This is a genomic window from Glaciecola nitratireducens FR1064 (assembly GCF_000226565.1).
GTDB lineage: Bacteria > Pseudomonadota > Gammaproteobacteria > Enterobacterales > Alteromonadaceae > Glaciecola > Glaciecola nitratireducens.
This window is the reverse complement of the sequence record NC_016041.1, coordinates 749,185-775,445: the sequence shown is the minus strand read 5'-3', so window position 1 is coordinate 775,445 and position 26,261 is coordinate 749,185. Positions and strand designations below refer to the sequence as shown.

Sequence of the window (26,261 nt, the reverse complement as noted above, 5' to 3'; positions counted from 1 at the left end):
GTCGCTTTTTGTTTTAAGTATTCTTTCTGTTTGTTACTAGACCGTCTGTTTGCAAAAAAATATTCAAACTTTTTTCTTATCCTCGAGGATGATGGTTTTTCACCAAAGATTGAAGTCTTTCGGTAGCAACATGGGTATAAATTTGTGTTGTAGATAAATCGCTGTGACCTAACAGCATTTGTACCACGCGCAAATCTGCGCCGTGGTTTAGTAAATGAGTAGCAAAAGCATGCCTTAGGGTGTGAGGAGATAAATGTACCTGAATACCAGCCTGCTTTGCGTGCAGTTTTATACGATGCCAAAAGGTCTGCCTCGTCATTGTCGAGCCGCGCTTACTTGGAAAAATGGTGTTGCTCGGTTTACTTAGCAATTGTGGCCTCCACTCCTTTAAATAAGTAGCTAAACAATCAATCGCAACCTCACCTAACGGCACTAAGCGCTCTTTATTGCCTTTACCCATCACCCTAATAACGCCCTGCAGCAGACTCACTTCATTCATTTGCAGGTTGACCAATTCAGATACTCGAATACCGGTAGCATACAGCACTTCAAGCATGGCTTTATCACGCACATTTATTGGATCGTCATCATTCGGCGCAGCCAATAAGTCGTCTACTTGCTTTTCACTTAGCGTGCTGGGTAAATAGCTTGGTAACTTTGGATTACTAACCCCTTGCGTCGGGTTATCTTCACGCCACTTTTTCGCGATAGCGTATTTAAAGAAAGATCGCGATGAACTCAGAAATCTTGACGTTGAACGTTGGGACAGCTTCTGTTCAAAACGCGCAGTCAGATAGGCTTGGATATCCTCTTTTCGCACTGAAACCAGATCTGAAGTTAATGCTGATTTGCTTTGTAAAAAAAGCGAAAACTTACTGAGGTCGGTTCTGTAGGCAGAAGCCGTGTTATCGCTGAGCCCTTTTTCAACCCAAAGCATGCTAATAAAGTCATTAATCGCAATTTCATTTTCAGCCGAAAGAATGGCTTTTTCTTTTTGATTTTGTTCGGTCATTAAATTCATTTAAAAATGCTTATGTTTTCGAACCAACTCGTAGGCAGCTTGAATGTCTTGCGCTTTTTGTTTAGACAGTTCAAGTGCCTGCGCAGGCAAACCTTTTGATGCCATTTTATCGGGATGATGCAATGACATTTGTCTGCGGTAGGCTTTTTTAACCAACTTTGCATCATCGCTTTGTTTTATGCCTAAAATCTTGTATGCATCATCAAGTTCAGCTATTGCCGAATACGAGCGCTGTGTGCTTTGTTGCCGGCCTTGTCTGTGTTGGCCTTGCTGACCACGTTGATTATTTGCCTGCGACCGACCTCTACGAAATCGTTGTTCTGCCTCAAAAGTCATAATCAAAAAATCGAGTTCAACGCGTCTAAAACCTAGCGCTTTAGCTACCTTTTCCAATACGGTGTATTGCGCGGCGCTCAACTTTTTAGTTGCACAGGATGCTTGAATCAATATTTCCAAGTATATTTGCAGGACATCTCTGCGAGCATGACATTGCTCCTTAAATTGTTGCAGCATCTCGATAATCGCAAAATCACGTTGCTTACCGTCCCTAAAGGCTTGCTGTGCTTCTAATCTTACGTCACCGCTAAGGTTCATTTCATCCATTAGAGCAGACGCGATCTGAATATCTTCTTGCGTCACTTTGCCATCTGACTTTGCAACATGCCCGAGCGCAGAAAACAAACTATGGAAAAAAACCGCCTGTTGTTGAATTTCATTAGAAGTGGTGAATAAACGAGAAAAACCGCCTTTTTGAGAAAAATCTTTACTGTAGGTGACATCGAATATATGGCCGACCACCAAACCCAATATCGCACCCGCTACTCGGCCAAACATAAAGCCAAAAAGCACACCAACAACCTTTCCCCAAATTTGCATCTTTTTGTTGCCCTCTGGCATTTTTATTTACGTTATAAAAAATAAATCACTCTTCACTGTACAAGCGAGTGAATCAATAACAGTAGTTCTCGAATGAATTATGCACTCGTTGGTAGCATTCTGCGTCTAATTTCGCTGTATTTTTCAGCATTTTACATTTAATTATGTATTTATTGCCAATTATCCAACAATATAGTTGGTTATTCCGCCCCAAAGCATTAAAATTTAAGGTCATTTGAACGCTATATTCGATAGTTGCGAAAAATACCTGTGTCGTGCAGGGTCGCAACGTCAACAAAAGCATCTCAAGTAGTGTTGCAACGTGATTTTTCAATGTGATTTTCAACACTATGGAACGAGGGAACGAGACGATGCTTAAGCGACACCATGCGAACATTAGCTCTTGGTGAAATCACCGAGACTAGCTGAAAAGGTTACCTAAAATCACTTGATGATTAAATTGTTCTTTGCCACAACGCTCAGTATTAGTGCATTTTTTGTGAGTGCGCAAACTGTTGAGTTGTGTATACCTGAAAGCACGCCGTTTGAGTCATCATTACTGACTACCGGTAAGCAGATCAAAGTAAGTTCTGACGCCGCCCAAATGATTCAAAATAGATCAGCATTATTTAACGGTAATGTTCTGATTACCAGTCCTAGCTCCATGATAAATGCAGATGTTGCGCAAATAGATAATAACGGAAAACAAGTTATCGCTAGCGGTGATGTGCTTTATCGAGACGAAGCTTTGCAAGTCGAAAGCCAAGGCGTTGAATTGAACAGCGACCTTAAATTATTGCAAATGCAAGATACTGAGTATCAATTTAAAAACATATCAGGGCGTGGTGCGGCTGATTTGCTGTCGCTTTCTGGTGAACAAGGTTTACGCTTAGAACAAGTCTCATTCACCACCTGTCCTGAAGGCAGTGAAGATTGGAAAATGTTTGCTAATGAAATTGTCATTGCTAAAGACAGTCCATTTGGTGAGGCTTACAACACTAAGTTTTACCTTGGTGGTGTGCCGGTGTTTTGGCTCCCATATTTTGCATTTCCCGTTACTGCTGAACGTCAAAGCGGATTATTATTTCCTAATATTGGCAGCTCAACCCGCACCGGTCTTGAGTATGAACAACCGGTATATTGGAATATTGCGCCTAATTATGACGCAACTTTCTCGCCGAGAGCGATGACCAACCGCGGTATTCAACTGAAAACAGAATTCCGCTATTTGTTTAGTCAAAGTCAAGGTGAAGTGCAGTTAGAATACTTACCGAAGGATCTCGATACCCTCACTCAAGAGGACCGCTATTTTTATCGATATTTGCATCAAGGGAAATTAAGCGACAATTGGAGTTTAAATGTCGATTTTAGCGGGATAAGTGACGACAACTATATCGTTGACCTTGGCTCTGATTATTACAATCGCGCTGACACTCACTTATACCGCCAACTAGGGTTAAATTACTACTCACCTAATTTAGACTTTTCTTTGCAGTTTCGCGATTTCGAAGTTGTTGGTGATCATCCCGATGTGTATCGTGCATTACCCGAAATGAAGTTAAATTACGGCAGCGATATCGGTGAATACATTGATTTCAAATTAGCAAGTGAAGCGGCTTACTTTGAGAATAAGCTCGATTCAAAACCGAATGCGTTTAGAGTGCACATTGAGCCTAGTTTATCCCTGCCATACCAGCGCGCTTGGGGTGAACTGTTAGCAGAAGTGAGTTTGCTACAAACTTATTATGAGCAAGAACTGCCGGAAGGTTCTGTAGGGCAGCTTGACGAAAGCGTCAGTAGAACCATTGGTCAAGGGAGATTATATGGTTCTCTCATTTTCGAAAAAGAAGGCTTAGTATTAGATGATAAATACGGGCTGACTATCGAACCAAAGGTGCAGTACCTTTATACTAGCTTTGAAGAACAAGACAATATTGGTCTTTACGATACAACACCGCTGTTGACTACTTTTAACAATTTATTCCGCGGGCAAGAATTTACAGGTTTAGATCGCATTAACGACAATAATCAATTTACATTAGGTGCAACAGCCAGACTCATTGATCAAAAAAACAGAGAAAAATTGGTGCTAAGCGTCGGTCAGATATTTTATTTGGAAGACAGTAAGCTAATTAGCAGTGTGAGAGAAGACAATCGCTCAGCTTTAGCCGCTGAATTTGATTGGCAAGTGAACCAACGCTGGTTTTTGCACTCTGATATTCAGGTTGAGACGCAAACCCAAAAAGTAGAACGTAGTAGTGTTGCGACTGAGTATCGTATTGACGATAATAAGCTTATACAGGTAAACCATCGCTATATTCGCGATCTGTCTGGAGAGGAAATAAACCAATTTGGTGTAACGGCTAGTTGGCCAATCAACGAAAAATGGCATTGGGTAGGACGCTGGTATAGAGATGCTAATCTATCCAGAACCACCGAAAGCTTTGCTGGCATTCAATACGAAAGTTGTTGCTGGGCATTACGTTTCACTTATCAGCGCAGTCTCAGCAACCGATTTGACGCAACAGGCTTACGCACAACCGATGAGTTTGACTCAGGCATAGGCCTACAGTTTATTATTAAAGGTATTGGCAGCCGTAGAAGTAATTCCGATATGTTAGAGCAAGGGATGTTTGGCTACCGCCAGCCCTATGTTTTAAATTAATTAGATTTAGACGTAATTTAAATAGAGAAAATATGAAATACAGATTATTAAAAGCAAGCTTACTGAGTGTTACCGTCGTTTTCAGCATGCTAGCCAGCGCGGTTGAGCAAAGTCTAGACAAAGTGTCCGTCATTGTAGACCAAGGCGTCATTCTTGAAAGTGAAATATCTGAGCTAGTCAATGCCGTTAAACAAGGCGCAGTTGCAGAAGGACAAGCTCTACCGTCAGACAGAGCTTTGCGCACGCAAGCAATCGAACGTTTAATATTAAAAAGCCTGCAAATGCAGATGGCAGAACGCATGGGCATACAGATAAGTGACCCACAGCTAGAGCAAACTATCGGCAACATTGCGCAGAGAGACAATATTAGCATTGATGAATTGCGCAAAAGGGTGCAGCTTGATGGCCTTTCGTACGAAGTATATCGCGAAAAAGTCCGTGAAGAGCTAATCACAGGTGAAGTAACGCGCGCAAATGTAAGACGCCGTGTTTATATTACACCACAAGAAATTGAGACCTTGGTAAACTTAATTAGCCAACAAGGTGACGAACAAGCTGAATACCGTTTAGGCCATATTCTGATTGCTGTACCGTCGGGTGCAACGGAAGAAGAAATTACTAAATCGAGAGACACCGCAGAAAAGGTGCTTGAACTGTTAAACTCTGGGTCCGATTTTACCAAAATCGCGATAGCATCATCTTCTGGTCCAAAAGCACTTGAGGGCGGTGATATGGGTTGGATGAACGTTAACTCTATGCCAACCTTGTTCGCTGAAGCCGTAGACGGTAAGAAAAAAGACGATTTAATTGGTCCGTTGCGCAGCGGCGCCGGCTTCCATGTATTAAAAATACTGGATTCGAGAGGCATCGAGACTGTAGAAGTTGAAGAAGTTAACGCTCGCCATATTTTGGTGAAGCCGTCGATTATCCTTAGCGATCAAAAAGCAGAAAAAATGCTGCAAGAGTTTCGTACCAAATTAATTGAAGGCGAAGAAGATTTCGCTAAGCTAGCAAAGCAGCATTCCGAAGATCCAGGTTCAGCTTTGAAAGGCGGTGTGTTAGGTTGGAACGACCCAAGCATATATGTTCCTGAGTTCAAGGATGCACTTAGCACCCTGAAAAAAGATGAATATAGCCAGCCAATTAGAACAGTTCACGGTTGGCATTTGATTCAGTTGATTGAACGTCGCATTGATGATGCAACGGAAAAACGCAAGGAAGATCGTGCGTATCAATTATTATTTAACAGAAAATTTAATGAAGAAACAGACACTTGGTTACGCGAAATGCGTGAAGGTGCTTACATTGAATTACTCGATAAAAAAGACCTGTAATGTCAAAAACTTTAAAGATTGCTGTTACGCCCGGAGAGCCTGCGGGCATCGGCCCAGACCTTATCATTAAATTATCCCAGCAGGTCTGGGATGCTCAACTGGTGGTTTATGCTGACGCTGACATGCTGCAAGAACGAGCTACATTATTAGGAGTTCCACTCGATATCATTCCTTATGATGCTGGTAGTAACTATATTCAGCAGCCTGGCCAATTGATCGTTAAGCATATACCTGTGGCAGTTCCTGTTATAGCAGGAGAATTAAATAGCGAAAATGGACACTATGTTGTCGAAACATTGCGCCAAGCCTGTGACGAGAACATTAACGCAACCTTCGACGCGGTCGTAACGGGCCCCGTGCACAAAGGCATCATTAATAAAGCAGGCATTTCGTTCAGTGGTCACACCGAATTTTTTGCAAACCAGTCTAACTGTAGCGATGTTGTGATGATGCTTGCAACCGAAGGCTTGCGCGTGTGCCTTGCAACAACGCATATTCCGTTGCAATACGTTTCCCGTGCTATCACGCCTGAGCGCCTCGACAAAGTTATTCATATTATTCACACCGACATGAAGCTTAAATTTGGTATTGAAGCGCCTAAAATCTATGTTTGCGGTTTAAATCCACATGCTGGTGAAGACGGTCATTTAGGTACTGAGGAAATTTTGGTAATTACACCAAAATTAAATGAGCTGCGAGCACAGGGCATTGATCTTGTTGGCCCACTCCCTGCGGATACTATTTTCCAACCAAAATACTTAGAAAAAGCTGATGCTGTGCTAGCGATGTACCATGACCAAGGTCTGCCGGTATTGAAGTACAAGGGCTTTGGCGCATCGGTGAATATCACACTGGGTCTGCCGTTTATTAGAACCTCAGTGGACCACGGCACTGCATGTGACCTTGCTGGTACTGGTGATATCGATTGCGGTAGCTTCACCAAAGCAATTAACAAAGCCATCAAACTGGCTAGGAAAAAATCATGAGTCAAAAGCACTTAGGCCACACGGCAAGAAAACGCTTTGGTCAGAATTTCCTGCATGACCAGTATGTGATTGATAAAATAGTCTCCGCGATTAATCCAAAACCCGGAGAGAACCTTGTCGAAATTGGCCCCGGTTTAGGCGCATTAACCGACCCAGTTGCGGAAGAAGTTGACCATCTCACTGTTGTCGAACTCGACAGAGACCTAGCAAAAAGGTTACGTGAGCATCCGTTTCTGAGTAAAAAGCTGACCGTTATAGAAGAAGATGCACTGAAGTTCGATTTCGCCAGTCTAGTTAAGACGGATGGTGAACTGAGGATTTTTGGCAACCTTCCCTATAATATTTCAACTCCACTGATGTTTCATTTGTTTACTTTCACCAACAAAGTGAAAGATATGCATTTTATGCTTCAAAATGAAGTGGTAAAACGCCTGTGTGCAAGCCATGGAGACAAGCTTTATGGCCGATTGTCGGTGATGGCGCAATATTACTGCCAAGCCATCCCTGTGGTCGCCGTTCCGCCTACAGCCTTTAAGCCTGCCCCAAAAGTAGACTCTGCTGTTGTTAGACTAGTACCACATGCAACGCCACCGGCTCAAGTCGATAGTATCGACAGGCTACAGCAAGTAGTTACCACTGCATTTAATCAACGCAGAAAAACCATTCGCAATAGCTTAAAAGAATTAATGTCGCACGAAGAAATCGAATCTTTAGGCATAAAACCAGAATTGAGAGCTGAAGCCTTGTCTTTACAGGATTTTGCATTGATAGCTAATTACGTTGAGAAAAAGCGCATCGCTTTTGAAAAAGAAGAGTTTGAAAAAGAAGAGCTTGAACAACAATCCGCTGAAGAAACCGTGACTAAAAAAGCAGACTAAAGCAATGAAAAAATCACTCAACATCAGCACCAAAACCAATTTTATGGGCGTTAAAGACAGCGGCGACAACACGCCTGTTTATGTTTTTAGCTATACTGTTACCATCAGCAATAACCTGGCACAACCTGCGCAACTGTTAAGCCGATATTGGTTAATCACCAATGGTGACGGTGAACGAGTTGAAGTAGAGGGCGAAGGTGTCGTCGGTGAGCAGCCAATTATTCAACCAAATGAAAGCTATGAATACACGAGCGCCTCGATGATAAAGACGGCAGTAGGCACAATGGAAGGTTATTACGACTTTGAGCTCGCGGACGGGCAAGCTTATCGTGAATCGATACCTGTTTTTAACTTGTCTAAACCAAACAGCTTGCATTAATCTTAGCATGAAGAATTACGTAGTCGGCGATATTCAAGGTTGCTATAAAGGATTGCGCAAACTTCTGCAGGCGGCAGGGTTTAATGCAAAAAAAGATAAGCTATGGGCTGTTGGTGATCTCATAGCTCGCGGGCCCGAGTCTTTAGAGACTCTTAAATTTTTAAACGATTTGGGTTCCGATCATTTTGATACCGTGCTCGGCAATCATGATTTACATCTTATTGCCATGGCTCACGGCATCAGCGACCCCAAACCCGTCGATAAACTTGCCCCATTAATGAAACACAAATCATTCAGTGAACTCATAGACTGGCTGAGTACTAAGAAGCTAGCTTTAAAACCGGCTAAGCGGCATTTTATCTCTCATGCCGGCCTGTATCCAATGTGGTCTACAAAAAAAGCGCTAGCGCTGTCAGATGAAGTAAGTGAAGCATTAAGCGGTAGCAAACAACTCAAATTTTTGAAGAATATGTATGGCAATACACCAAACGTTTGGAACGACAGTTTAGAAGGCAATGAGCGCCTTAGGTTTGTCGTAAACGCCTTAACACGAATGCGCTTTTTAAGCGACAACGCGCTTGAATTCAAAACTAAATGCCACCCAAATGTCGCGCCCGAAGAACTCACACCCTGGTATCTTTCTCCCAATCCAAAATTGAAGAAAAATAAAATCATTTTATTTGGACATTGGGCATCATTAATGGGCGAAACTAACAACGAAAATATCATCGCGCTAGATACTGGATTCGTCTGGGGCAAGAGAATGTCGCTCTATTGCATTGAATCGAAGCAGTTATTTTCACAACAGGCATAAAGAAAAAGACCCTCCTACCGATACCTTCATATACACATAGTTATGAAACTGCGTACCCGAGTCTTTGCTGAAATCAATTACTCTTGCGCTACTGTTCAAAAGACAGAAATCATTGTCACAAAACCGAGTAATTAGGGGTCAAAAAATGAATCTTACCGTGAAAATGCGAGTAATAGGCGGATTTAGCATCATCAGTTTTCTGCTCGTATTGTTAAGTGCACTGTCGCTTGTTAGTTTAAATAAGATCGAAGGTGCCACTGCTGAGGTAAGTGAATTAGCATTGCCAACCGTGGGAGGAAGCAGCAGTTTAAAAGCGTCGTTCCTCAATATGGGGAGATTAACCTTTGAGGCTTACGTCACAACTAATCAACCCGATTTAAATGACAAGCTATCGGAATTTGAGACGAGTAAAGGCAATTTTGAATCAGAGCTATCGGATTTACGCACTACGGTGCAATCTGAAAGTAGTTTGAAAAGCGCTCTTGCTTCAGTTGAAGTCGCGTATGACGAATATTCCACAAACGCAATTCAAGTCTATTCTAACCGCCTCGCTGAACAAAACTTCGGTGACAGCGTAAAATCTAAGTATGCAGTGATTGAAGAAAGTGCCGATGATGCCACTTCTTTATTATTGGACTTTACTGATTTAGATGAAGTCGCTAACTCAGCTTTACTTTCAAAAGTAGCGAGCGAAGGCGTTAAATTAGAATCAAATTTACTCTCACTTCTATCTTCTATTGCTGAGTTCGCTTCGACTGAGACACTTCAACGAGCAGAACTCAGAAGTAAAGAAGTTCTGGTAATGGTTGAGCAAGCTGATGAGCAATTTGCGAGTATGGTGAGCTTGGCAAACGGACAAGACGATACCGGCACATTGGATGAAGTCGGAGACCTAATTGATACAATAAAAGAAACAACATCTGGCTCTAATGGCATTCTAAGAACAAAAACAAATATGCTAGAAAGAGCTGTCGATTCTAAGAAATTCTTAGACGCATCTGATGAAAATATTACGCGTGCGCTGGAATCATTAGCTAGCTTACTAAAATTGGCTAACAATAAAGCAACAACACTCAAAGAGGACGTTAGCTCTCAAGTTAGCTCAAGCATTCAATGGGTGGTTGTGATGGTATTGGCATCCTTGGGTATTGCCGCATTCACAGCATACAAGAGTGTTATTGCGATAATAAATCCGTTAGCAAAAGTCAATGAATTACTCACAATTGCATCTTCTGGTGACTTAACGCATCGCCTTGATGATTCATCAAAAGATGAATTTGGTGTGCTTTCGAAAAACTGTAACTTACTTATTGATAACTTAAAGTCATTAATTGAAGGCATTCATCGCCGAGCAGAGCAACTTGCCGCTGCGTCTGGTGAAACATCGGCTGTAACCGAACAAACAACGAGATCGATTCAAGATCAGAAATCGCAAATATCGCAAATTGCGGCGGCTACTACTGAAATGCACAGCACATCTCTACTTGTCTCGCAAAGCGCTGACGATACCTTGAAAGAAATTGGTCACGCTGATGAAGAGGCAGAGAAAGTAAAACAAATATCTTTAGACAACAAACGGACTATTGAAGTACTTGCTCGTGACGTACAGGAAGCTGCTGACGTTATTAACAAACTACATGAAGACAGCGCATCCATAGGAGGTATCCTTGATGTAATCCGTGGCGTTGCAGACCAAACTAACCTACTCGCATTGAACGCCGCAATTGAGGCAGCACGGGCGGGTGAGCAAGGTCGAGGTTTTGCTGTTGTCGCAGATGAAGTGCGCACTCTGGCAAGTCGGACACAAAAATCGACGCAAGAAATTAATTCGATGATAGAGGTCTTGCAAGCTGGCGCTGAAAAGGCGGTAGCGGTAATGACGCAAGGCAAGCAACAAACAGAGTTGTGTGTACAACAAACTGAGAAAGCAGCTCAAGCGCTTGATTTGATTACTGACGCGGTGCACAAAGCGCATGAAGTTAGCACTCGCATCGAACAAGCAGCACGTGAGCAGAATCAGGTGTCGGCAGAAATTAGCGAAAAACTCGAGAGCATTGTAGGTATTGCAGAGGAAACATCTTTGGGTGCTCAGCAGACAACAGAATCGAGCGCTGAAGTAGCGAGACTGGCGGATGAACTACAAGAGTCTATTGGTAGCTTTAAGGTCTAAGTACTTCCCGGCGAAGGCTTGAATATCAAGCTAGCGAGATTTATTTCTTAACATTGGTTTAACGTTTTAATAGCTACAAAAAAAGCGATTTTGTATTTTTACAAAATCGCTTTTTTATTGCTTAATTTTAAGCTGTATCAATAATTAACTGCGCTATGCCTGCTTCTGAACGATTATTCAAAAAGCGCTTTGTGCAACACTTGAACGACATCTTCACTGTCAGCATTACTCACGACGAAAGATAAGTTGTGCGGGTTTGCGCCAAAACAAATCATTCGTAAGTTAAAATCAGTCACCGCTTCGAATATTTTGCTCGATACGCCAGCAGAGCTATGCATATTATTTCCCACAACCGTAACCACGTCATACCCTTGCTCAATAGTCACATCACATATTGTGGTTAACTCAGCGAGCGTCTCTTTATTTACCCTTTCGGAAACGGAATTAGGCGGATTATCAAGTGTAAACGACACCGAAATTTCAGACGTGGTTACCAAGTCAACCGACAGATTGTGTTTCGCGATAATTGTAAAAACACGCTGCAAGAATCCCTGTGCATACATCATCTGGGGTGTTTTGACTGTTACCATTACTTGGTCTTTACGTCGCGTAATGGCTCTATAAGCCGGTTCATGCTCGCAGTCTCTGACTATCCACGTGCCACCTTTTTCAGGTTCACGGCTAGAGCCAACAAACACTTTAATGTCCTGTCGAAGCGCAGGCTCCATCGTTGCCGGATGCAATACTTTGGCACCAAAGGTGGCCATTTCGGCAGCTTCTTCAAAACTAAGCTCTGGCAAAGGCCGCGCTTTGTCAGTAATGCGAGGATCGGTTGTGTAAACACCAATAACGTCAGTCCAAATTTCACAGGTTTGTGCATCTAGTGCTTCGGCCAGCAGTGCTGCCGTAAAATCAGAGCCACCACGGCCCAATGTTGTTGTTCTGCCCTGCTCATCGGCACCAACAAAGCCTTGTGTCACAATCACTGAGCTATCAAGTTCAGGCTGCAGCAAGGATTGTGAAAGTTGCCTAATAACGGAAAGATCCGGCGCTGCTTGCGTAAACAACGAATCAGTGCGCAAGACTTTTCTGACGTCAAAATTGGTCGCCGGAACGTCGAACTCTCTGAGTACCGCTGAAAACAACAGTGAAGACATGCGTTCGCCCATAGACACTAAGGCGTCTTTTAAATCATCTCTAAAGTTGATTTCTTCATGTTTTGCTAGTTCGGTTAATTCAGTTAGCAATACGTTTAGCTTATCGCTTATCTGCTCTGGTTTTTTTAACTTACCGACAATAGCCAGCTCAATGGTCTTAATCTTTTCGATAATTTCTTCGATCTGTTGGCTGGTTAAAGCTGTGTTTGCTAAGGCAACTAAATGATTGGTTATGCCCGCAGAAGCGCTAACTACTACAACTCTAGTACTTTGATTGCTCGCGATTATTTTCGCGCAATTACACATTGTCTCGTAGGTCGCTACGCTAGTTCCACCAAATTTGGCAACATTCAACGCTGAATTCATTTATTTTTATCTTCCTCTACGTTAACTCAAAGAAACACATTATCGACAGCTGCCTAATACAGCTAAATGTTTATTATTAAAATAAGGGCTGCTTAACGCGCCCTTCTATTGATACTTTATCACCTACTTTTATGCCGTTTTTAGCAAACCAGCCCTGATTCATTTCCAAGGCAAAAAGAACCTCTTGTGATGACACTACTGAATTAAGGTCGTGGGGCTGAAGTTGCTTTATGTCGACTATACTACCATCAACCGTTATGTAAGCTAGATCAAGCGGCACAAAGGTGTTCTTCATCCAAATGCTGGCTATACGTTCGCTATCAAACTGAAAGAGCATGCCACAGTCTGTGCACAAACTTTTGCGATGCATCAACCCGAGCGCTCTTTCTTCAAAGGAATCGGCAAATTCAACTTGGAGCGCCTTGTCAGCAAATGCAATGTTAATATTACTGTCGTCAGCGAGTAAAGCTAACTCTTCTTCATTTAGTTCATCATCAAGGCTTGCTGTTGTGTCAACCTGAACCTGCTTGTCTAAGCCTCTGGTACTCTCTTCTTGTGCACAGGCTTGCAGCGAAAATATTGACGAAAATATAATGGCGATAAAGCCAACGATATTGCTGTATAAGTATTTTTTCACGACGCGATCCTTGTTTTGTTTATATTATCGCAGCGTTTTATTAGGTGATTTATTTCGCTGCGACTTTTAGCTAACGAGTATTATGTATCTAAACAAAAGCGCTGTTAATGACTTTCTGATTATTTAAACCAAGAGTGAAGTCCGAGATGTACAATATAAAAAAACGCCAAGACTTTTTGAAGAGTCTCGGCGTTTAGATTATTTATCATCGCCGGTAAACGTTATGTAACAACGCTTACCTTGCCAACATTATCACGCTCTTACACAATGTTTAACGCTGGAATGATATTTTCTTTCGCAGCAGCAGCGGCTTTGCTGAACTTAGGCATGCGATCAAAGTTCAAGTAACGGAATACTTCACCGCTCATTGATTCAATTTTACTCGCATATTCCATATATTCTTCAGCCGTTGGAATACGACCAACAATCGCGCCTACCGCAGCCATTTCAGCTGAACACAAATACACATTTGCGCCATCGCCTAATCGGTTCGGGAAGTTACGAGTTGAGGTTGAAAGCACTGTTGCGCCAGCGAGAACTCGAGCTTGGTTACCCATACACAAAGAGCAACCTGACATTTCCATTCTTACGCCAGCCTTACCGTAAATGTTGAAGTAGCCTTCTTCCATTAGCTGTGCTTCATCCATTTTGGTTGGAGGAGACATCCATAAACGCGTTGGCAAGGTGCCTTTAAACTGTTCAAGAAGCTTACCTGCAGCACGGAAGTGACCAATGTTCGTCATACATGAACCAATGAATACTTCATCAATTTTATCGCCGGCAACTTCTGACAATGTTTTTGCATCATCAGGGTCATTTGGACAACACAAAATTGGCTCATTAATTTCAGCTAAGTCAATTTCTAGTACCTCAACATATTCAGCATCCGCATCAGCTTGCATTAGCGATGGGTTGGCTAGCCAGTCTTCCATCTTACGCGCGCGGCGCTCTAATGTTCTTGGGTCGCCATAACCTTCGTTAATCATCCAACGAAGCATAGTGATATTCGAATTCAAATATTCTGTGATCGACTCTTCAGACAGCTTGATTGTACAGCCAGCAGCAGAACGTTCTGCAGACGCATCAGATAGTTCGAATGCTTGCTCAACAGTCAGATCATCCAGGCCTTCAATTTCTAATATACGACCAGAGAAAGCATTAATCTTACCTTTCTTAGCTACAGTCAAGAGACCTTGCTTGATGCCGTATAACGGAATAGCGTGGACTAAATCGCGCAGAGTGATGCCTGGCTTCATTTTACCTTTAAAACGAACCAATACTGATTCAGGCATGTCCAGCGGCATAACGCCAGTTGCAGCAGCAAAGGCAACCAAGCCAGAACCTGCAGGGAATGAAATCCCCATTGGGAAACGTGTATGTGAATCACCACCAGTACCAACCGTGTCAGGCAACAACATGCGGTTTAACCAAGAGTGAATGATACCGTCACCAGGACGCAATGAAACACCACCACGATTCATAATGAAGTCGGGTAAAGTGTGCTGTGTATCGATGTCTACAGGCTTAGGATAAGCTGCTGTGTGACAGAATGACTGCATTGTTAAGTCGGCAGTAAAACCTAAACACGCTAAGTCTTTAAGTTCGTCACGAGTCATAGGACCCGTAGTATCCTGCGAGCCTACTGTGGTCATTTTTGGCTCACAGTATGTGCCTGGGCGAATACCTTCTACGCCACATGCTTTACCCACCATTTTTTGCGCGAGTGTGAAACCTTTGTTTGATGCTGCAGGAACCTCAGGTTTACGGAACATATTGTTCGCTTCTAAGCCTAATGCTTCGCGAGCTTTGTCAGTCAAGCCACGACCGATGATCAAATTAATACGGCCACCAGCACGAACTTCATCAAGCAACACGTCTGATTTATATTCGAAAGTAGACAGCAATTCGCCTGTTTCAGCGTTTTTAACTTCGCCTGCGAACGGATAGATGTCGATAACATCACCCATGTTTAATTTGTCGACGTCAGCTTCAAATACTAACGCACCGGCATCTTCCATTGTGTTATAGAAAATAGGAGCTACTTTGCCACCGATACAAACACAACCACCGCGTTTGTTAGGCACGCCAGGAAGGTCATCGCCGAAAAACCACAAGACAGAATTGGTTGCTGATTTACGTGAAGAGCCTGTACCAACAACGTCTCCCACGAATGCTACTGGATAACCTTTTGCTTTAATTTCTTCGATTTGCGCAAGAGGACCAACTTCGCCATGCGTTTCAGGCGTTAAGCCATCACGAGTCATTTTATACATCGCACGGGCATGCAAAGGAATGTCAGGACGAGACCAAGCGTCTGGCGCTGGAGAGAGGTCATCGGTGTTGGTTTCGCCAGTTACTTTAAAAACGGACATGGTGATTTTTTCTGCCAAATCATCTCGAGAAGTAAACCACTCGCCTTCGGCCCATGACTCTAGTACGTCTGTAGCAAACTTATTACCCGCTTTATGTTTTTCTTCAACATCATGGAATGCATCAAACATTAACAATGTGTGCTTTAGCTCTTCTGCTGCAAGCTCTGCTAGTTCTTTATCATCGAGCAAACCGACTAAAGTTTCGATGTTGTAGCCACCGTGCATGTTACCGAGTAACTGCACTGCGGCATCAGCGCTGATAAGGTCGCAAGTTTCTTCACCCTTAGCAAGCGCACTTAAAAAGCCAGCTTTAACGTAGGCTGCTTCATCAACGCCTGGAGGCACACGTTCTGAAATTAGTTCTAATAAATATTCTGCTTCGCCTGCTGGCGGGTTTTTCAATAGTTCAACGAGACCAGCAACTTGCTCTGGATTCAATGGCTTAGGCGGTATACCTTCAGCTGCGCGTTCTTCTACGTGTTTACGATAATCTTCTAACACTATTTAACCCTCTTTTTGATGCTGATGTTTGTTCATTTAAATTGTCTACATCAATTGATAATATCTATACAACAATCTGACAAGAATAAACTTAATTGTAAAAATGCGTTGCGCATTATAGCGCTTAACGTTAACAATTTGAATGACAAAACGTCAGCAACGAATTATAGCCGATATTCATCAAACTAATTGTTTTAGTAATGTTAATGAATTTAAATTATACCTACCTACTTTGCCACGAGTTTATAAATCTTCGCGTCTTCGCCGTCTGTTAACAGCAAAACATTTCCCTCATTGTCTTGCTCTATGTCTCTCAATCTCTCTTGAAAGTTTGACAACAAAATTCGCTCGTTTGACATGCCAATCCCATCAAACATGACTGCCCTAAGCTGTTTAAACTTGAGTGAGGTTGCGATCAAATGTTGAGATAAAGATGCCAACTTTGATGACTCATATAAAATCATACCGGAGGGCGCAATTGAGGGAGTCCAATCAAAATTAGGCTGTTGCATGCCCTTATATTCAGTAAATGGCGTAATGACAGCTCCGGAATAGTCCATCCCATTAGTAATCACAGGCCAACCATAATTATTGCCGGCTTCAATGATGTTGATTTCATCACCACCGGCTGGTCCGTGCTCATGCGAAATAATGACGCCTGAATTACTTACCAACAGCGCTTGTGGGTTACGATGTCCTAAGCTAAATACGAAGTTAACATTACTTTCGGGCGCCTCTTTATCATAAAAAGGATTGTCATCTACCGCCTTCCCAGTGTCACTCACTCGCAGTATTTTGCCCAAATGTGAAGATTTGACTTGTGCCTGCTCTCGATAATCAAAGCCGTCACCAGTGCTTATTAACAGACTCTTGTCAGATAAAAAAGCAAGACGCCCACCATAATGGACAGGGGTGTCTTTATCTGTTTTAACAGTGAAAACGTCTTCGATTGTTGAAACCTTGTTACCTGACTCAGGTAGTTGAAATCTCACCACTTTCAATCGATTTGAATCACTATTACCCGCGCTATAGCTTAGGTAAATCCAACCATTTGATAGAAAGTCAGGATGGAACGTCAAATCAAGAAAGCCACCTTGGCCTTCAGAAAATACGTCATTTATCGATGTGGTGTAGGACTTCTTATTCCATTGCTGGTCAAAGACAATGATCCTCCCGCTTCTGTCAGTAACAAATATTTCGTTATCTGGAGAAAGTGCGAGTGACCATGATTTAGGTAAGCCATCGACAATTAATTCGACGTCAAAATTGTCATCGGGAACGGCGGTGTTCGATTGCGCAAATGCTGCTTGCCAACTCAATGAGGCTAACAGTAAGGAAGAAGCAACTAGCTTAGTGATTAATGTTGAGCGTGTTAGAAGCATCATTATCCTTTTTAAAGAGAAACGTGGAAGTCATGTCATTTGTATCTTACTATCTTCATACTAAGACGAGAAGATAATAACTGCACTTTATGTTAAAACAGTCAGTATTAGGTTAGTTATCAACAAAATAGCTGTCGACAAAACTGATATAGTGTCAATAAGCAAACGGAGAATGAAAATTTTGGAAAGCCCCACTACCATGCATAAAAGAACGAAATTAACCCGATTCGGTTTATTCATGTTTCAACTCTTGGTTGCTACGCTTGTTACCTTTTTAATAGCGAGTGCACTACACACCCAATCTGTTTTATCCGGATTAATCTCTGTTGGCGCTGAAATTCCTTTAAGCCTGCGAATAAAAACAGTTTTTGTCGATTTTGCAGGTCTTCTTCCAACATATGGCGTTATCGTTTTTGTTGGTATGCTAATTGCCATGTCGGTTACTCTACTTATCGCAAATAAATTACCGTCAGCATCAGCAAAGCGTGCAAATAACCCTCAATCACCGTCTCAATCCTCTCGGCTTTGGCTATTTTCTCTAGCAGGAGCTGTAGCCGTGTTTACTCTGTTATCTGCTATGCATCCTATTTTGGACGTTAGCATTATTGCGGGAGCAAGAGGTCTTTCAGGTTTACTCACACAAAGCATTGCAGGAGCTATTGGCGGTCTTGTATTTGCACTGGTCAGATATAAATTGAATAAGACTGCCTGATCGAGGTAAGCAAAGCCGTTCGATGAATATCCTTTAAATTGCAATCCAAATCATCAATAAGCGCATATAATGTAAATTGATTGTTAATTACATCAGTTTAGGACTATCTTATTTCAATAATCCAATCTGAATCAAAAACTAACTTTACACATTAAGGATGTGACATGACTGAGCAATTAGTAATACCGTCTCATATTAATTCTCTTGCTGATTACATAGAAGAAACCTTCAAAAAATTTGACAATAAGCCTGCTTATAATGCGCTGGGACAAACCCTAAGTTTCGCAGAAATAGATAGTATGTCTGCTCAATTTGGCGCTTGGTTATTAGCAAATGGCAATTTAGTGCCCGGCGATCGAATAGCGATCCAACTGCCAAATTTACTGCAAAATCCGATAGCTGTTTACGGTGCATTGCGCGCAGGATTGGTTATCGTCAATACAAATCCTATGTATACACCGACCGAAATGGCGCATCAATTTAGTGATTCAGGTGCTAAAGCATTAGTTATACTTGAAGACTTTCTGCCTAAATTTGAAGAAATAAAAGATAAAACGCAAATACAAACCGTGATTGTCACGGGAGCAGCTCAAATGCTCAACAAAACAAAGTCTGCGTCAGGACTTCCTTGTTTTATTCAAATATTTGAAGAAGCCAAAGATCTCACACTGCCAGCTCGTCCAGATATATCCTTGGATGACGGCTGTATCTTGCAGTATACAGGAGGCACCACTGGGATATCCAAAGGTGCAGAATTGACCCACCGCAATGTCCTTGCTAACAGCATTCAGACACTTGAGCGTTTGGGTAAACGATTTGACGACGGTAAAGAAATAATCGTGTGCCCGCTTCCTCTCTACCATATATATGCATTTACCGTATGTATGATGACCTTGTTTGCTAAAGGTGCACTGTGTGTACTGATCCCTAACCCACGCGATATGGATGCGTTTGTGCAACAAATTAAACCTCATCAGTTTAGCGCATTCGCTGGTTTAAATACTTTGTTTATGGGTCTTTGCGCACACCCTGAGTTTCCTTTACTAGACTTCAGTAAATTAAAACTAACAATGTCTGGTGGAACCGCTTTGACAAGTTCAGCGGCCGATCTTTGGAAAGAAACGACAGGATGTGCTGTAACCGAGGGATACGGTTTATCAGAAACCGCTCCCGTTCTGTCATTCAACGAACCCGGTGATGAACAAATTGGTACTGTTGGTCTTCCTTTGATTTACACCGACATTCAAATGTTAGATGAAAACGACCAAGCGGTCGCGGATGGAAAAGAAGGTCAAATAGCGGCCAAGGGTCCGCAGGTAATGAAGGGCTACTGGCAGCGTCCTGAAGAGACAGCAAAAGTAATGACCAAGAATGGATACTTTAAAACCGGCGATATAGGTGTAAGGCTACCCAATGGTTGCATTAAAATCGTAGACCGCCTAAAAGATATGATCATCGTTTCTGGCTTTAACGTCTACCCAAATGAGATCGAAGATGCCCTCACAAAACATCCAGATATATTAGAAGCTGCTGTTATAGGAAAGCCAGACGAGAGGACTGGAGAACGAGTATGTGCTTTTGTTACCGTTAAAAATGATATCGATAAAGAGGAAGTGCTGAACCACTGTCGAGTCCTCTTAACTGCATACAAAATTCCCAAAGAACTACATGTTATTGATGAATTACCAAAATCGACGGTTGGTAAAATATTGCGCAGAGAATTGCGTTAACCTTGAGAACTTAGCTTAAGCTTTAAATCAGGTTCTGCGACTCCGCCTAAAACTGTTATTAGTCGGAGTCGTCAAGATTATCCCAAATCTTCAAAGCGGTCGCCCGCTTAAAACGTTTATTTAGAAAAGCCGCGATAAAACGCGTATCATTCCCACACGATTTCATCCTGAGTCACGCAGTGTTAGATACTAAAACCATCATCGATTTTGCCTTTTCAGTCATTGGTCCCGTCGTTTTATTAATTGCATTCGGTTATGGCCTATATAAGACCGGACTAATGACGGATGATTTTGTTGAACGAGCCAGTCGGCTCATCTTTAATTTCGCGTTGCCCGCTCTACTATTCACGACTATTAGCGCAAGCAACATCGATGCGGTGTTTGATTTTGAGATGATAGTCATTGGCGTATTAGGCACAATTATAATTTGTTTAGCGTTGATGCTTGTTAGCCCATTTTTAGTGGCCAAACGCAGTGATCGCGGGGTTGTGATACAAGGCGCGTTCCGTTCAAATATGGGCATTATCGGCTTGGCATATTGCGCAAATGCCTACGGTGAGGCAGGATTAGCCTTAGGGTCCATATACTTAGGCGCACTCACCATTACTTATAATGTGATAAGTGTCGGCATTTTAAATTTCTATTTGGATAGCAAAACCTCTTTTATTATTGTGATCAAAGGCGTGGCCAGCAATCCCATTATTTTATCGATTGTCGCAGCCCTATTGGTATCTACATTTAACATTAAGTTACCGAGTATAATCCTTAACAGTGCAGGCTATTTTGCCCAACTGACCCTGCCGCTAGCACTATTGTGTACAGGCGCGGCGCTTCGCTTTTCAAGCTTTAGGAACGATGCAAAAGCGGCATCATTGAGTATATTCGTAAAATGTTTCGTATATCCAGGGATCATTGTTTTAGCTGCCATTTGTTTTGATATTAGAGGCATAACGCTGGGCGTCGTGTACCTGATGTCAATTGCCCCAACCGCAGCAGCAAGCTACGTTATGGTTCGTAAGATCGGGGGCAATCACCAATTGGCTGCACATATCATTGCCATTAGTACGATATTATCAGTACCAATCACAATTGTTGGCTATACTTTGCTCGCAGTTTATTTATAGCATTAACTTACTAACTTACACAGAAAGAACAAACACATGAGCAAAAACATGGAAAATAAAAGGCGTCATTTTGAATTGACGAAAAAAAATATATTGATTGTTATTGTGATTTTTTTGGTTTGCTTTGGCGTTCCTATCTGGTTATTTCTAAATTTATAGTTCCAATTGAAAAGTCTAACTTATTTTTTTTTCATATCGACCGATACAATATTACGCGGCCTGATTGTGACCATCACAATTCACAACAATATTACTTACTTTAAATAAAAGATTCATTGACGACTTAGTTGCTTTAAGACTTAACGTTTTAAAAACTTAATAAATGAATTACTTAACCAATGGAACATTATAATGTTTGTCTTAGCCTCAAATTATGAAAAACTAGAACGCGAAAATGCACAATTAAAGCAAAAACTACATGAGGCAAACTCCTTTGCAGATGAGCAGAAAGCGGAAAAAGAAGCATTGATTCAAGAGTTAAATTTGCCTAAACCAAACGATGCTTTCGAAAAATCACTCGTTGAGTGCACGCTTGAATCATTGAAGCAAGTGGAAGGAATAAGACAAACCGTATTAGAATCCTTCTTGAACATTCAAAGCGAAAGTGAATCAATAGAACAAATAAACGCACTGTTTGATGTTTCAACTTCAGCTTTGAACGACATCGCTAGCTCAATGAGCGGTTTGACTAATAAAATGGGCAGTCTGACTCAAAATATATCAGGCCTCTCTGACAAAGCCGATAACATCAACAAATTTGTGTCGACCATTACTAGTATTTCTGACCAAACAAACCTACTGGCCTTGAACGCCGCCATTGAAGCTGCAAGGGCGGGCGACGCTGGTCGTGGATTCAGTGTGGTGGCCGATGAAGTTCGCTCGTTAGCAACCGAAACAAACAAATCAGCCAGCGAAGTAGCGGATTTAGTAGGCAATATAATATCATCGACGAAAACGGCGGTGGAGTCAGCTGAAGATGTAAAACATAACAATGAAACACTTTCACTTGGTATAACTACCTTAAGCGAAAACTATAGCACTATTGTTACTAGCAGCAACAGCATGAAGTCTACGATCTCAGAGTCAGCGCATCGCTCGTTTATTCAAACTGTAAAACTAGATCATATCGTTTGGAAAAGTGAGGTTTATAGCGTCATCCATGGCCTTACTAATAAAGCGCCAAGTGACTTTGCTAACCATAAAAACTGCCGTTTAGGCCAGTGGTATGAAACTAAAGGCTTACAAAAATATGCTAATAACACAGCCTTTAGAAGTATAGATCAGCCTCATGCCGAAGTTCATAACGAAGGCGTAAGAGCACTCGAAGCATTCGCAAAGCAGAATAAAGAGCAAACGATAATAGCGTTGCAAAAAATGGAAGACGCTAGCAGAAGAGTAATGGCTTACTTAGACGACCTCGGCAACCTCAATTAGGCTTAGCCGCCGATTTATGGTTTAGTCCTTGAACCCAGCAAAGCCTGAATTGTATCTTTGTAGGCTTAATTCGACTAAACCTAAGAGTCTTATGCACATGGAGAGTGAGCTAGTTAAGCAAGCGAAAATCTAAATATTTCCCATAAAAAAAGCACCCTTAGGGTGCTTTTTTTCGAATGAAAAGTGAAAACTTATTTTTGAACTTTAAATCTGCGACTAGACAAACCCAAAAGACCTAAGCCTAAAAGAGCCAAAATTGATGGTTCAGAAACTTCAGTACCAAAAAATTCTATCTCACCTAATTGATGATTTGACCCGCTCACAACTGAATAAGCTTGATAACGAAAAATGCTGTAGCCAGTAGACGTATTGTAATCATCTTGATTAGAGAATTGAATTACTTGATAGCGAGTGTTGCCCCAAATTGATGTACCGTCAACATTATATGTATATAAAGCCGTATAATTGATACCGTCGTTTGACCCTAAAATGCTCCAATGGTCAGCGTCTCTGCTTGGAACATCATTTGCTGAAGAAAGCGTAAAACTGTTCAACAAAAAGCGCTTATTGCCGAAGTCTGCTTCAACCCAAACACTAGGACCTGAACAGCACCATTTACCGTTACCACCTGACAGTATGTTATCGAATACATTAAAAGCATACTCACCACCACCGAAACCTGGTTCGTTGTTGGAACGAAAAACCGCATTGTAATTAACATTCGCGTCAGCTAAGCCATCATTCTCTGGGTCCGTTAAATCACCACCTATCAATGAACTAGTTCCGGTTCCAAGTATCACAGAAGCGTTTGCTACTGAGGTAAAAAACGTCGCTACTGTAAAAACAACGAGGGAAATATACTTCAATTTCATTTACTACACCTTTTTTAACTTTACGTTTTACACCAAATCACTTTATGGATAGGCACTTTATTTAAAAGTTAGAGCAAAATTTAGGCCACATAAAATAACCAATAATTACAACAAGTTAAATTTTATAATATTAGTGATGTAAAAAAAGCTGACAAAAATAAGGAGAAAGATAAAGTAAGTTCATCCTTAAACGTCCGATCTATGGAACAACGACTCAAAATTCTAAAATGACGCGTTGTTATTATATTAGCTGGAACAATGACCGTCTCTCCATGCCATTTTTCCATTGATAACGGCTACCAACTTACCTTCAGTTGTTTAAACAGGCTTATGTTCTTTAATTCAAAAATCTTAGTGCAGGATTGAGAAAGTACACTTGAATTAGATTGTTATTTCACGCCAGTGCTAAATCCACAGCCGCTTTTGCATGTAACTCTGTGGTATTGAATAACGGTGCTTGCGGAAGATCCTCCGGCTTCAACAACAAAAATATTTCCGTACAACCCAAAATTATTCCCTGTGCGCCTTTTAATAGTAAGTTTTCACACACACTAACGTAGGCCTGTTTTGACTCCGTTGAAGTTTTTCCTTTTACAAGTTCATCAAAGATAATTTTGTCTACGGAAATCTGTTCGCTTTCATTTGGCGAAATGACTTCTATACCAAACTTTTTCTCAAACCGGTCTTTGATATAGCTTGCTTGCATAACTGGCTTAGTGCCTAAAATACCTACTTTCGTCAGCCCCGCATTCTTTATTGCTTGTCCAGTTGGATCACTGATATGAATAAAAGGAATACTCACCACGCTATCAATATTATCAAGAACACAATGCATCGTATTGCTAACGCAAATAAGCATATCAGCGCCAGCTAATTCTGCACCTTTTGCTTTCGCCTCAATATACGTGCGGGCTTCATCCCACAAACCGTTTCTAACGTAATATTCAATATTGCCAAAATTAAGACCTTGGATCAGTGTTTCCCCAATTTCCCAACCACCTAAGCGCTGATTAACAAGCTCGTTAATCATTCGATAATATTCAGACGTGGCTTGATTACTCATACCACCGAGAATGCCGATAGTTTTCATTTTGGTTGGGCGCATCATACTAATTCCTGTGGGCGTTGAGCTATTCTGTTTTCGTGGCAGAGTGTAACTCACTACACCTGCAAAGTGCACATATCAGAATTCAATTGCGACTTTACTTTGCAAGTACAATGAAAGTACATTGCTGCCTCTAATTAGTTAATACGCGCCATCTGAATACGTTAACTCATAGCTATGGCTATATATTTCAAGAATATTTCCAAACGGGTCTTCCATGTAAATCATTCGGTAGGGTTTTTCACCTGGATAATAGTAACGTGGCTTTTCCATTCTTTTTTTACCGCCTGCCTCGACTATTTTCTCAACTAATTCTTCTAAATTTGGGTCTTGAACGCAAAAATGAAATACACCAGTTTTCCAATACTCAAAATTATTGTCTGGCTGCTGTTGGTTAGTAAACTCAAACAGTTCAACGCCAATACGGTCACCTGTAGACAGGTGGGCTATCTTAAATTGCCCCCAGTCCGCACCGAAAACATCGGTACACATCTCGCCAATTGGACTGCTGTCTTCGATGATAGTCGTTGGCACCATTATCTGATACCAACCTAAAACTTCAGTATAAAATTTAACAGCTCGTTCTAGGTTTGGAACGGAAATACCTATGTGTGAAAAAGATCGTGGATATGCTTTACTCATGCTCTCTACCTCTGGTTATTAGTTGATTGAATTATAGCGGGCATGTTAAGATTAAAAAATTATCATTTATTATATAAATAAGTATATTTTGTAATGATTAATCAAACCTTGTTAAAGACATTTTGCACTCTGGTAGAGAATGGTCACTTTACTCGTACGGCCGATCGCCTCGCAATGACACAATCGGGTGTTAGTCAGCACATTAAAAAACTTGAGCAGCAACTTGAAGTGCCTTTGTTAATTCGCGAAGGAAAGTCTTTCTCGCTTACCAATGCGGGTGAGCAGTTATACCATCAAGGTAATGAACTTTTAAAATCATCTGAAGACTTAGAAAGGTTGATTAAACACGACGAACCGCATGAAGGGGTCGTTAAATTCTCCTCTCCGGGAAGCATAGGACTGCGCCTTTACCCATTTTTATTAAGCCATCAATCAAATCATCCAAATTTGATAATCGACTATACATTTGCACCAAACAAAAACATTGAACAAGCGCTAGCAGAACGCAAAATTGATTTAGGTCTGCTTACTGATTTAACCAAAGTCAATAATTTGATTAGCAAAAAAATTGCGGTTGAACCCCTAGTTTTAGTAACGCCAAAAAATATAACTTCAGTGGATTGGAAACAGCTAATACAACTGGGGTTTATTGCACATCCAGACGCTGCTCATCATGGGAGATTACTATTGAGCGAAAATTTCAGCGAGTTTGAACATGTTAAACAATTTACGCATAAAGGGTTTTCAAACCAAATTAGTTTAATACTAGAGCCGGTTAGCCGAGGTTTCGGGTTTACGGTTCTGCCTCTGCATGCCGCAAAGGCATTTCATCAGCAAGGTTTGATCCGAATTCACCATCTAAATAAACCAGTAAATGAAAACCTTTATTTATGCTTTAATCGACAAGCAATAAAATCAAACCGAATAAAATATATAGAAAGTTATATCACAAGCTATTTAGCTGCCTAATACTCCCTTCACATCAATCTAAAAAAATATTTCTCCTACAACTTAGTTTTAAGCTCAAAGTTTGATTCTAGTCAAACATAAATTTTCATAAATTAGTTTACTAGCTAAGCAGGGTTAACTGTAATTACCCAATGG

General features: G+C 41.4%; 21 protein-coding genes. 12 read left to right on the top strand and 9 right to left on the bottom strand.

The window, feature by feature from the left end; genetic code table 11:
* Nucleotides 1-76: 76 nt before the first annotated feature.
* Nucleotides 77-1,021: a site-specific tyrosine recombinase XerD gene (xerD, locus tag GNIT_RS03360; protein WP_014107721.1), complete on the bottom strand. Its 945-nt coding sequence runs from the start codon at nucleotides 1,019-1,021 to the stop codon at nucleotides 77-79.
* On the bottom strand, nucleotides 1,022-1,897 hold the full coding sequence (gene djlA, locus GNIT_RS03355) for a co-chaperone DjlA (protein ID WP_174268977.1): 876 nt from the start codon (nucleotides 1,895-1,897) through the stop codon (nucleotides 1,022-1,024).
* Nucleotides 1,898-2,348: 451 nt separating this feature from the next.
* Here djlA and lptD point away from each other — a divergent pair, with 451 nt between their 5' ends.
* From lptD to GNIT_RS03320, 7 genes are all read left to right on the top strand, one after another.
* The gene (gene lptD, locus GNIT_RS03350) at nucleotides 2,349-4,562 is read left to right on the top strand and encodes an LPS assembly protein LptD (protein WP_014107719.1); all 2,214 of its coding nucleotides are present in this window, start codon (nucleotides 2,349-2,351) and stop codon (nucleotides 4,560-4,562) included.
* A 32-nt stretch (nucleotides 4,563-4,594) separates the two neighbouring features.
* Nucleotides 4,595-5,896, top strand: coding sequence for a peptidylprolyl isomerase SurA (gene surA, locus GNIT_RS03345; RefSeq protein WP_014107718.1), 1,302 nt, complete (start codon nucleotides 4,595-4,597; stop codon nucleotides 5,894-5,896).
* Entirely contained in the window at nucleotides 5,896-6,882 is a 987-nt protein-coding gene (gene pdxA, locus GNIT_RS03340) for a 4-hydroxythreonine-4-phosphate dehydrogenase PdxA (RefSeq protein ID WP_014107717.1), read from the top strand. Before surA ends, pdxA begins: the two co-directional genes overlap by 1 nt.
* On the top strand, nucleotides 6,879-7,760 hold the full coding sequence (gene rsmA, locus GNIT_RS03335) for a 16S rRNA (adenine(1518)-N(6)/adenine(1519)-N(6))-dimethyltransferase RsmA (protein WP_014107716.1): 882 nt from the start codon (nucleotides 6,879-6,881) through the stop codon (nucleotides 7,758-7,760). The genes pdxA and rsmA overlap by 4 nt, the downstream gene beginning before the upstream one ends.
* Nucleotides 7,761-7,764: 4 nt before the next feature.
* Nucleotides 7,765-8,139: a Co2+/Mg2+ efflux protein ApaG gene (apaG, locus tag GNIT_RS03330; protein WP_014107715.1), complete on the top strand. Its 375-nt coding sequence runs from the start codon at nucleotides 7,765-7,767 to the stop codon at nucleotides 8,137-8,139.
* A gap of 7 nt (nucleotides 8,140-8,146) precedes the next feature.
* Nucleotides 8,147-8,953 carry a symmetrical bis(5'-nucleosyl)-tetraphosphatase gene (locus GNIT_RS03325; protein WP_014107714.1) on the top strand — a complete coding sequence of 269 codons (807 nt, stop codon included), beginning with the start codon at nucleotides 8,147-8,149 and terminating at the stop codon, nucleotides 8,951-8,953.
* Nucleotides 8,954-9,098: 145 nt separating this feature from the next.
* Nucleotides 9,099-11,123 (top strand): methyl-accepting chemotaxis protein, encoded by a 2,025-nt coding sequence (locus GNIT_RS03320; RefSeq protein ID WP_014107713.1) that lies wholly within the window; start codon nucleotides 9,099-9,101, stop codon nucleotides 11,121-11,123.
* Between the two features lie 173 nt (nucleotides 11,124-11,296).
* On the opposite strand, the gene lysC is transcribed toward GNIT_RS03320, so the two are convergent.
* The 4 genes from lysC to GNIT_RS03300 form a co-directional block, all read right to left on the bottom strand.
* Nucleotides 11,297-12,646, bottom strand: coding sequence for a lysine-sensitive aspartokinase 3 (lysC, locus tag GNIT_RS03315; protein WP_014107712.1), 1,350 nt, complete (start codon nucleotides 12,644-12,646; stop codon nucleotides 11,297-11,299).
* Nucleotides 12,647-12,722: 76 nt separating this feature from the next.
* On the bottom strand, nucleotides 12,723-13,283 hold the full coding sequence (locus tag GNIT_RS03310; RefSeq protein ID WP_014107711.1) for a DUF192 domain-containing protein: 561 nt from the start codon (nucleotides 13,281-13,283) through the stop codon (nucleotides 12,723-12,725).
* A 260-nt stretch (nucleotides 13,284-13,543) separates the two neighbouring features.
* Entirely contained in the window at nucleotides 13,544-16,156 is a 2,613-nt protein-coding gene (acnB, locus tag GNIT_RS03305) for a bifunctional aconitate hydratase 2/2-methylisocitrate dehydratase (RefSeq protein ID WP_014107710.1), read from the bottom strand.
* Between the two features lie 227 nt (nucleotides 16,157-16,383).
* Nucleotides 16,384-17,541, bottom strand: a complete 1,158-nt coding sequence (locus GNIT_RS03300; RefSeq protein WP_238526933.1) for a PQQ-dependent sugar dehydrogenase — start codon at nucleotides 17,539-17,541, stop codon at nucleotides 16,384-16,386.
* Nucleotides 17,542-17,710: 169 nt separating this feature from the next.
* Here GNIT_RS03300 and GNIT_RS03295 point away from each other — a divergent pair, with 169 nt between their 5' ends.
* From GNIT_RS03295 to GNIT_RS03280, 4 genes are all read left to right on the top strand, one after another.
* A complete protein-coding gene (locus tag GNIT_RS03295; protein ID WP_238526932.1) occupies nucleotides 17,711-18,250 on the top strand; it encodes a hypothetical protein in 540 nt (179 codons plus the stop codon).
* 164 nt (nucleotides 18,251-18,414) lie between these two features.
* Nucleotides 18,415-19,980, top strand: coding sequence for an AMP-binding protein (locus GNIT_RS03290; protein ID WP_014107707.1), 1,566 nt, complete (start codon nucleotides 18,415-18,417; stop codon nucleotides 19,978-19,980).
* 179 nt (nucleotides 19,981-20,159) lie between these two features.
* Entirely contained in the window at nucleotides 20,160-21,104 is a 945-nt protein-coding gene (locus GNIT_RS03285; RefSeq protein ID WP_014107706.1) for an AEC family transporter, read from the top strand.
* A gap of 351 nt (nucleotides 21,105-21,455) precedes the next feature.
* Nucleotides 21,456-22,538, top strand: coding sequence for a methyl-accepting chemotaxis protein (locus GNIT_RS03280; protein ID WP_014107704.1), 1,083 nt, complete (start codon nucleotides 21,456-21,458; stop codon nucleotides 22,536-22,538).
* Between the two features lie 191 nt (nucleotides 22,539-22,729).
* On the opposite strand, the gene GNIT_RS03275 is transcribed toward GNIT_RS03280, so the two are convergent.
* From GNIT_RS03275 to GNIT_RS03265, 3 genes are all read right to left on the bottom strand, one after another.
* Entirely contained in the window at nucleotides 22,730-23,410 is a 681-nt protein-coding gene (locus tag GNIT_RS03275; RefSeq protein ID WP_014107703.1) for a PEP-CTERM sorting domain-containing protein, read from the bottom strand.
* A gap of 394 nt (nucleotides 23,411-23,804) precedes the next feature.
* Complete coding sequence (locus tag GNIT_RS03270) at nucleotides 23,805-24,518, bottom strand: aspartate/glutamate racemase family protein (protein WP_014107702.1); 714 nt, start codon at nucleotides 24,516-24,518, stop codon at nucleotides 23,805-23,807.
* A gap of 138 nt (nucleotides 24,519-24,656) precedes the next feature.
* A complete protein-coding gene (locus GNIT_RS03265) occupies nucleotides 24,657-25,157 on the bottom strand; it encodes a lactoylglutathione lyase family protein (protein ID WP_041246279.1) in 501 nt (166 codons plus the stop codon).
* 93 nt (nucleotides 25,158-25,250) lie between these two features.
* On the opposite strand from GNIT_RS03265, the gene GNIT_RS03260 reads away from it, so the two are divergent.
* Nucleotides 25,251-26,126, top strand: coding sequence for a LysR family transcriptional regulator (locus GNIT_RS03260; protein ID WP_014107700.1), 876 nt, complete (start codon nucleotides 25,251-25,253; stop codon nucleotides 26,124-26,126).
* Nucleotides 26,127-26,261 lie beyond the last annotated feature (135 nt).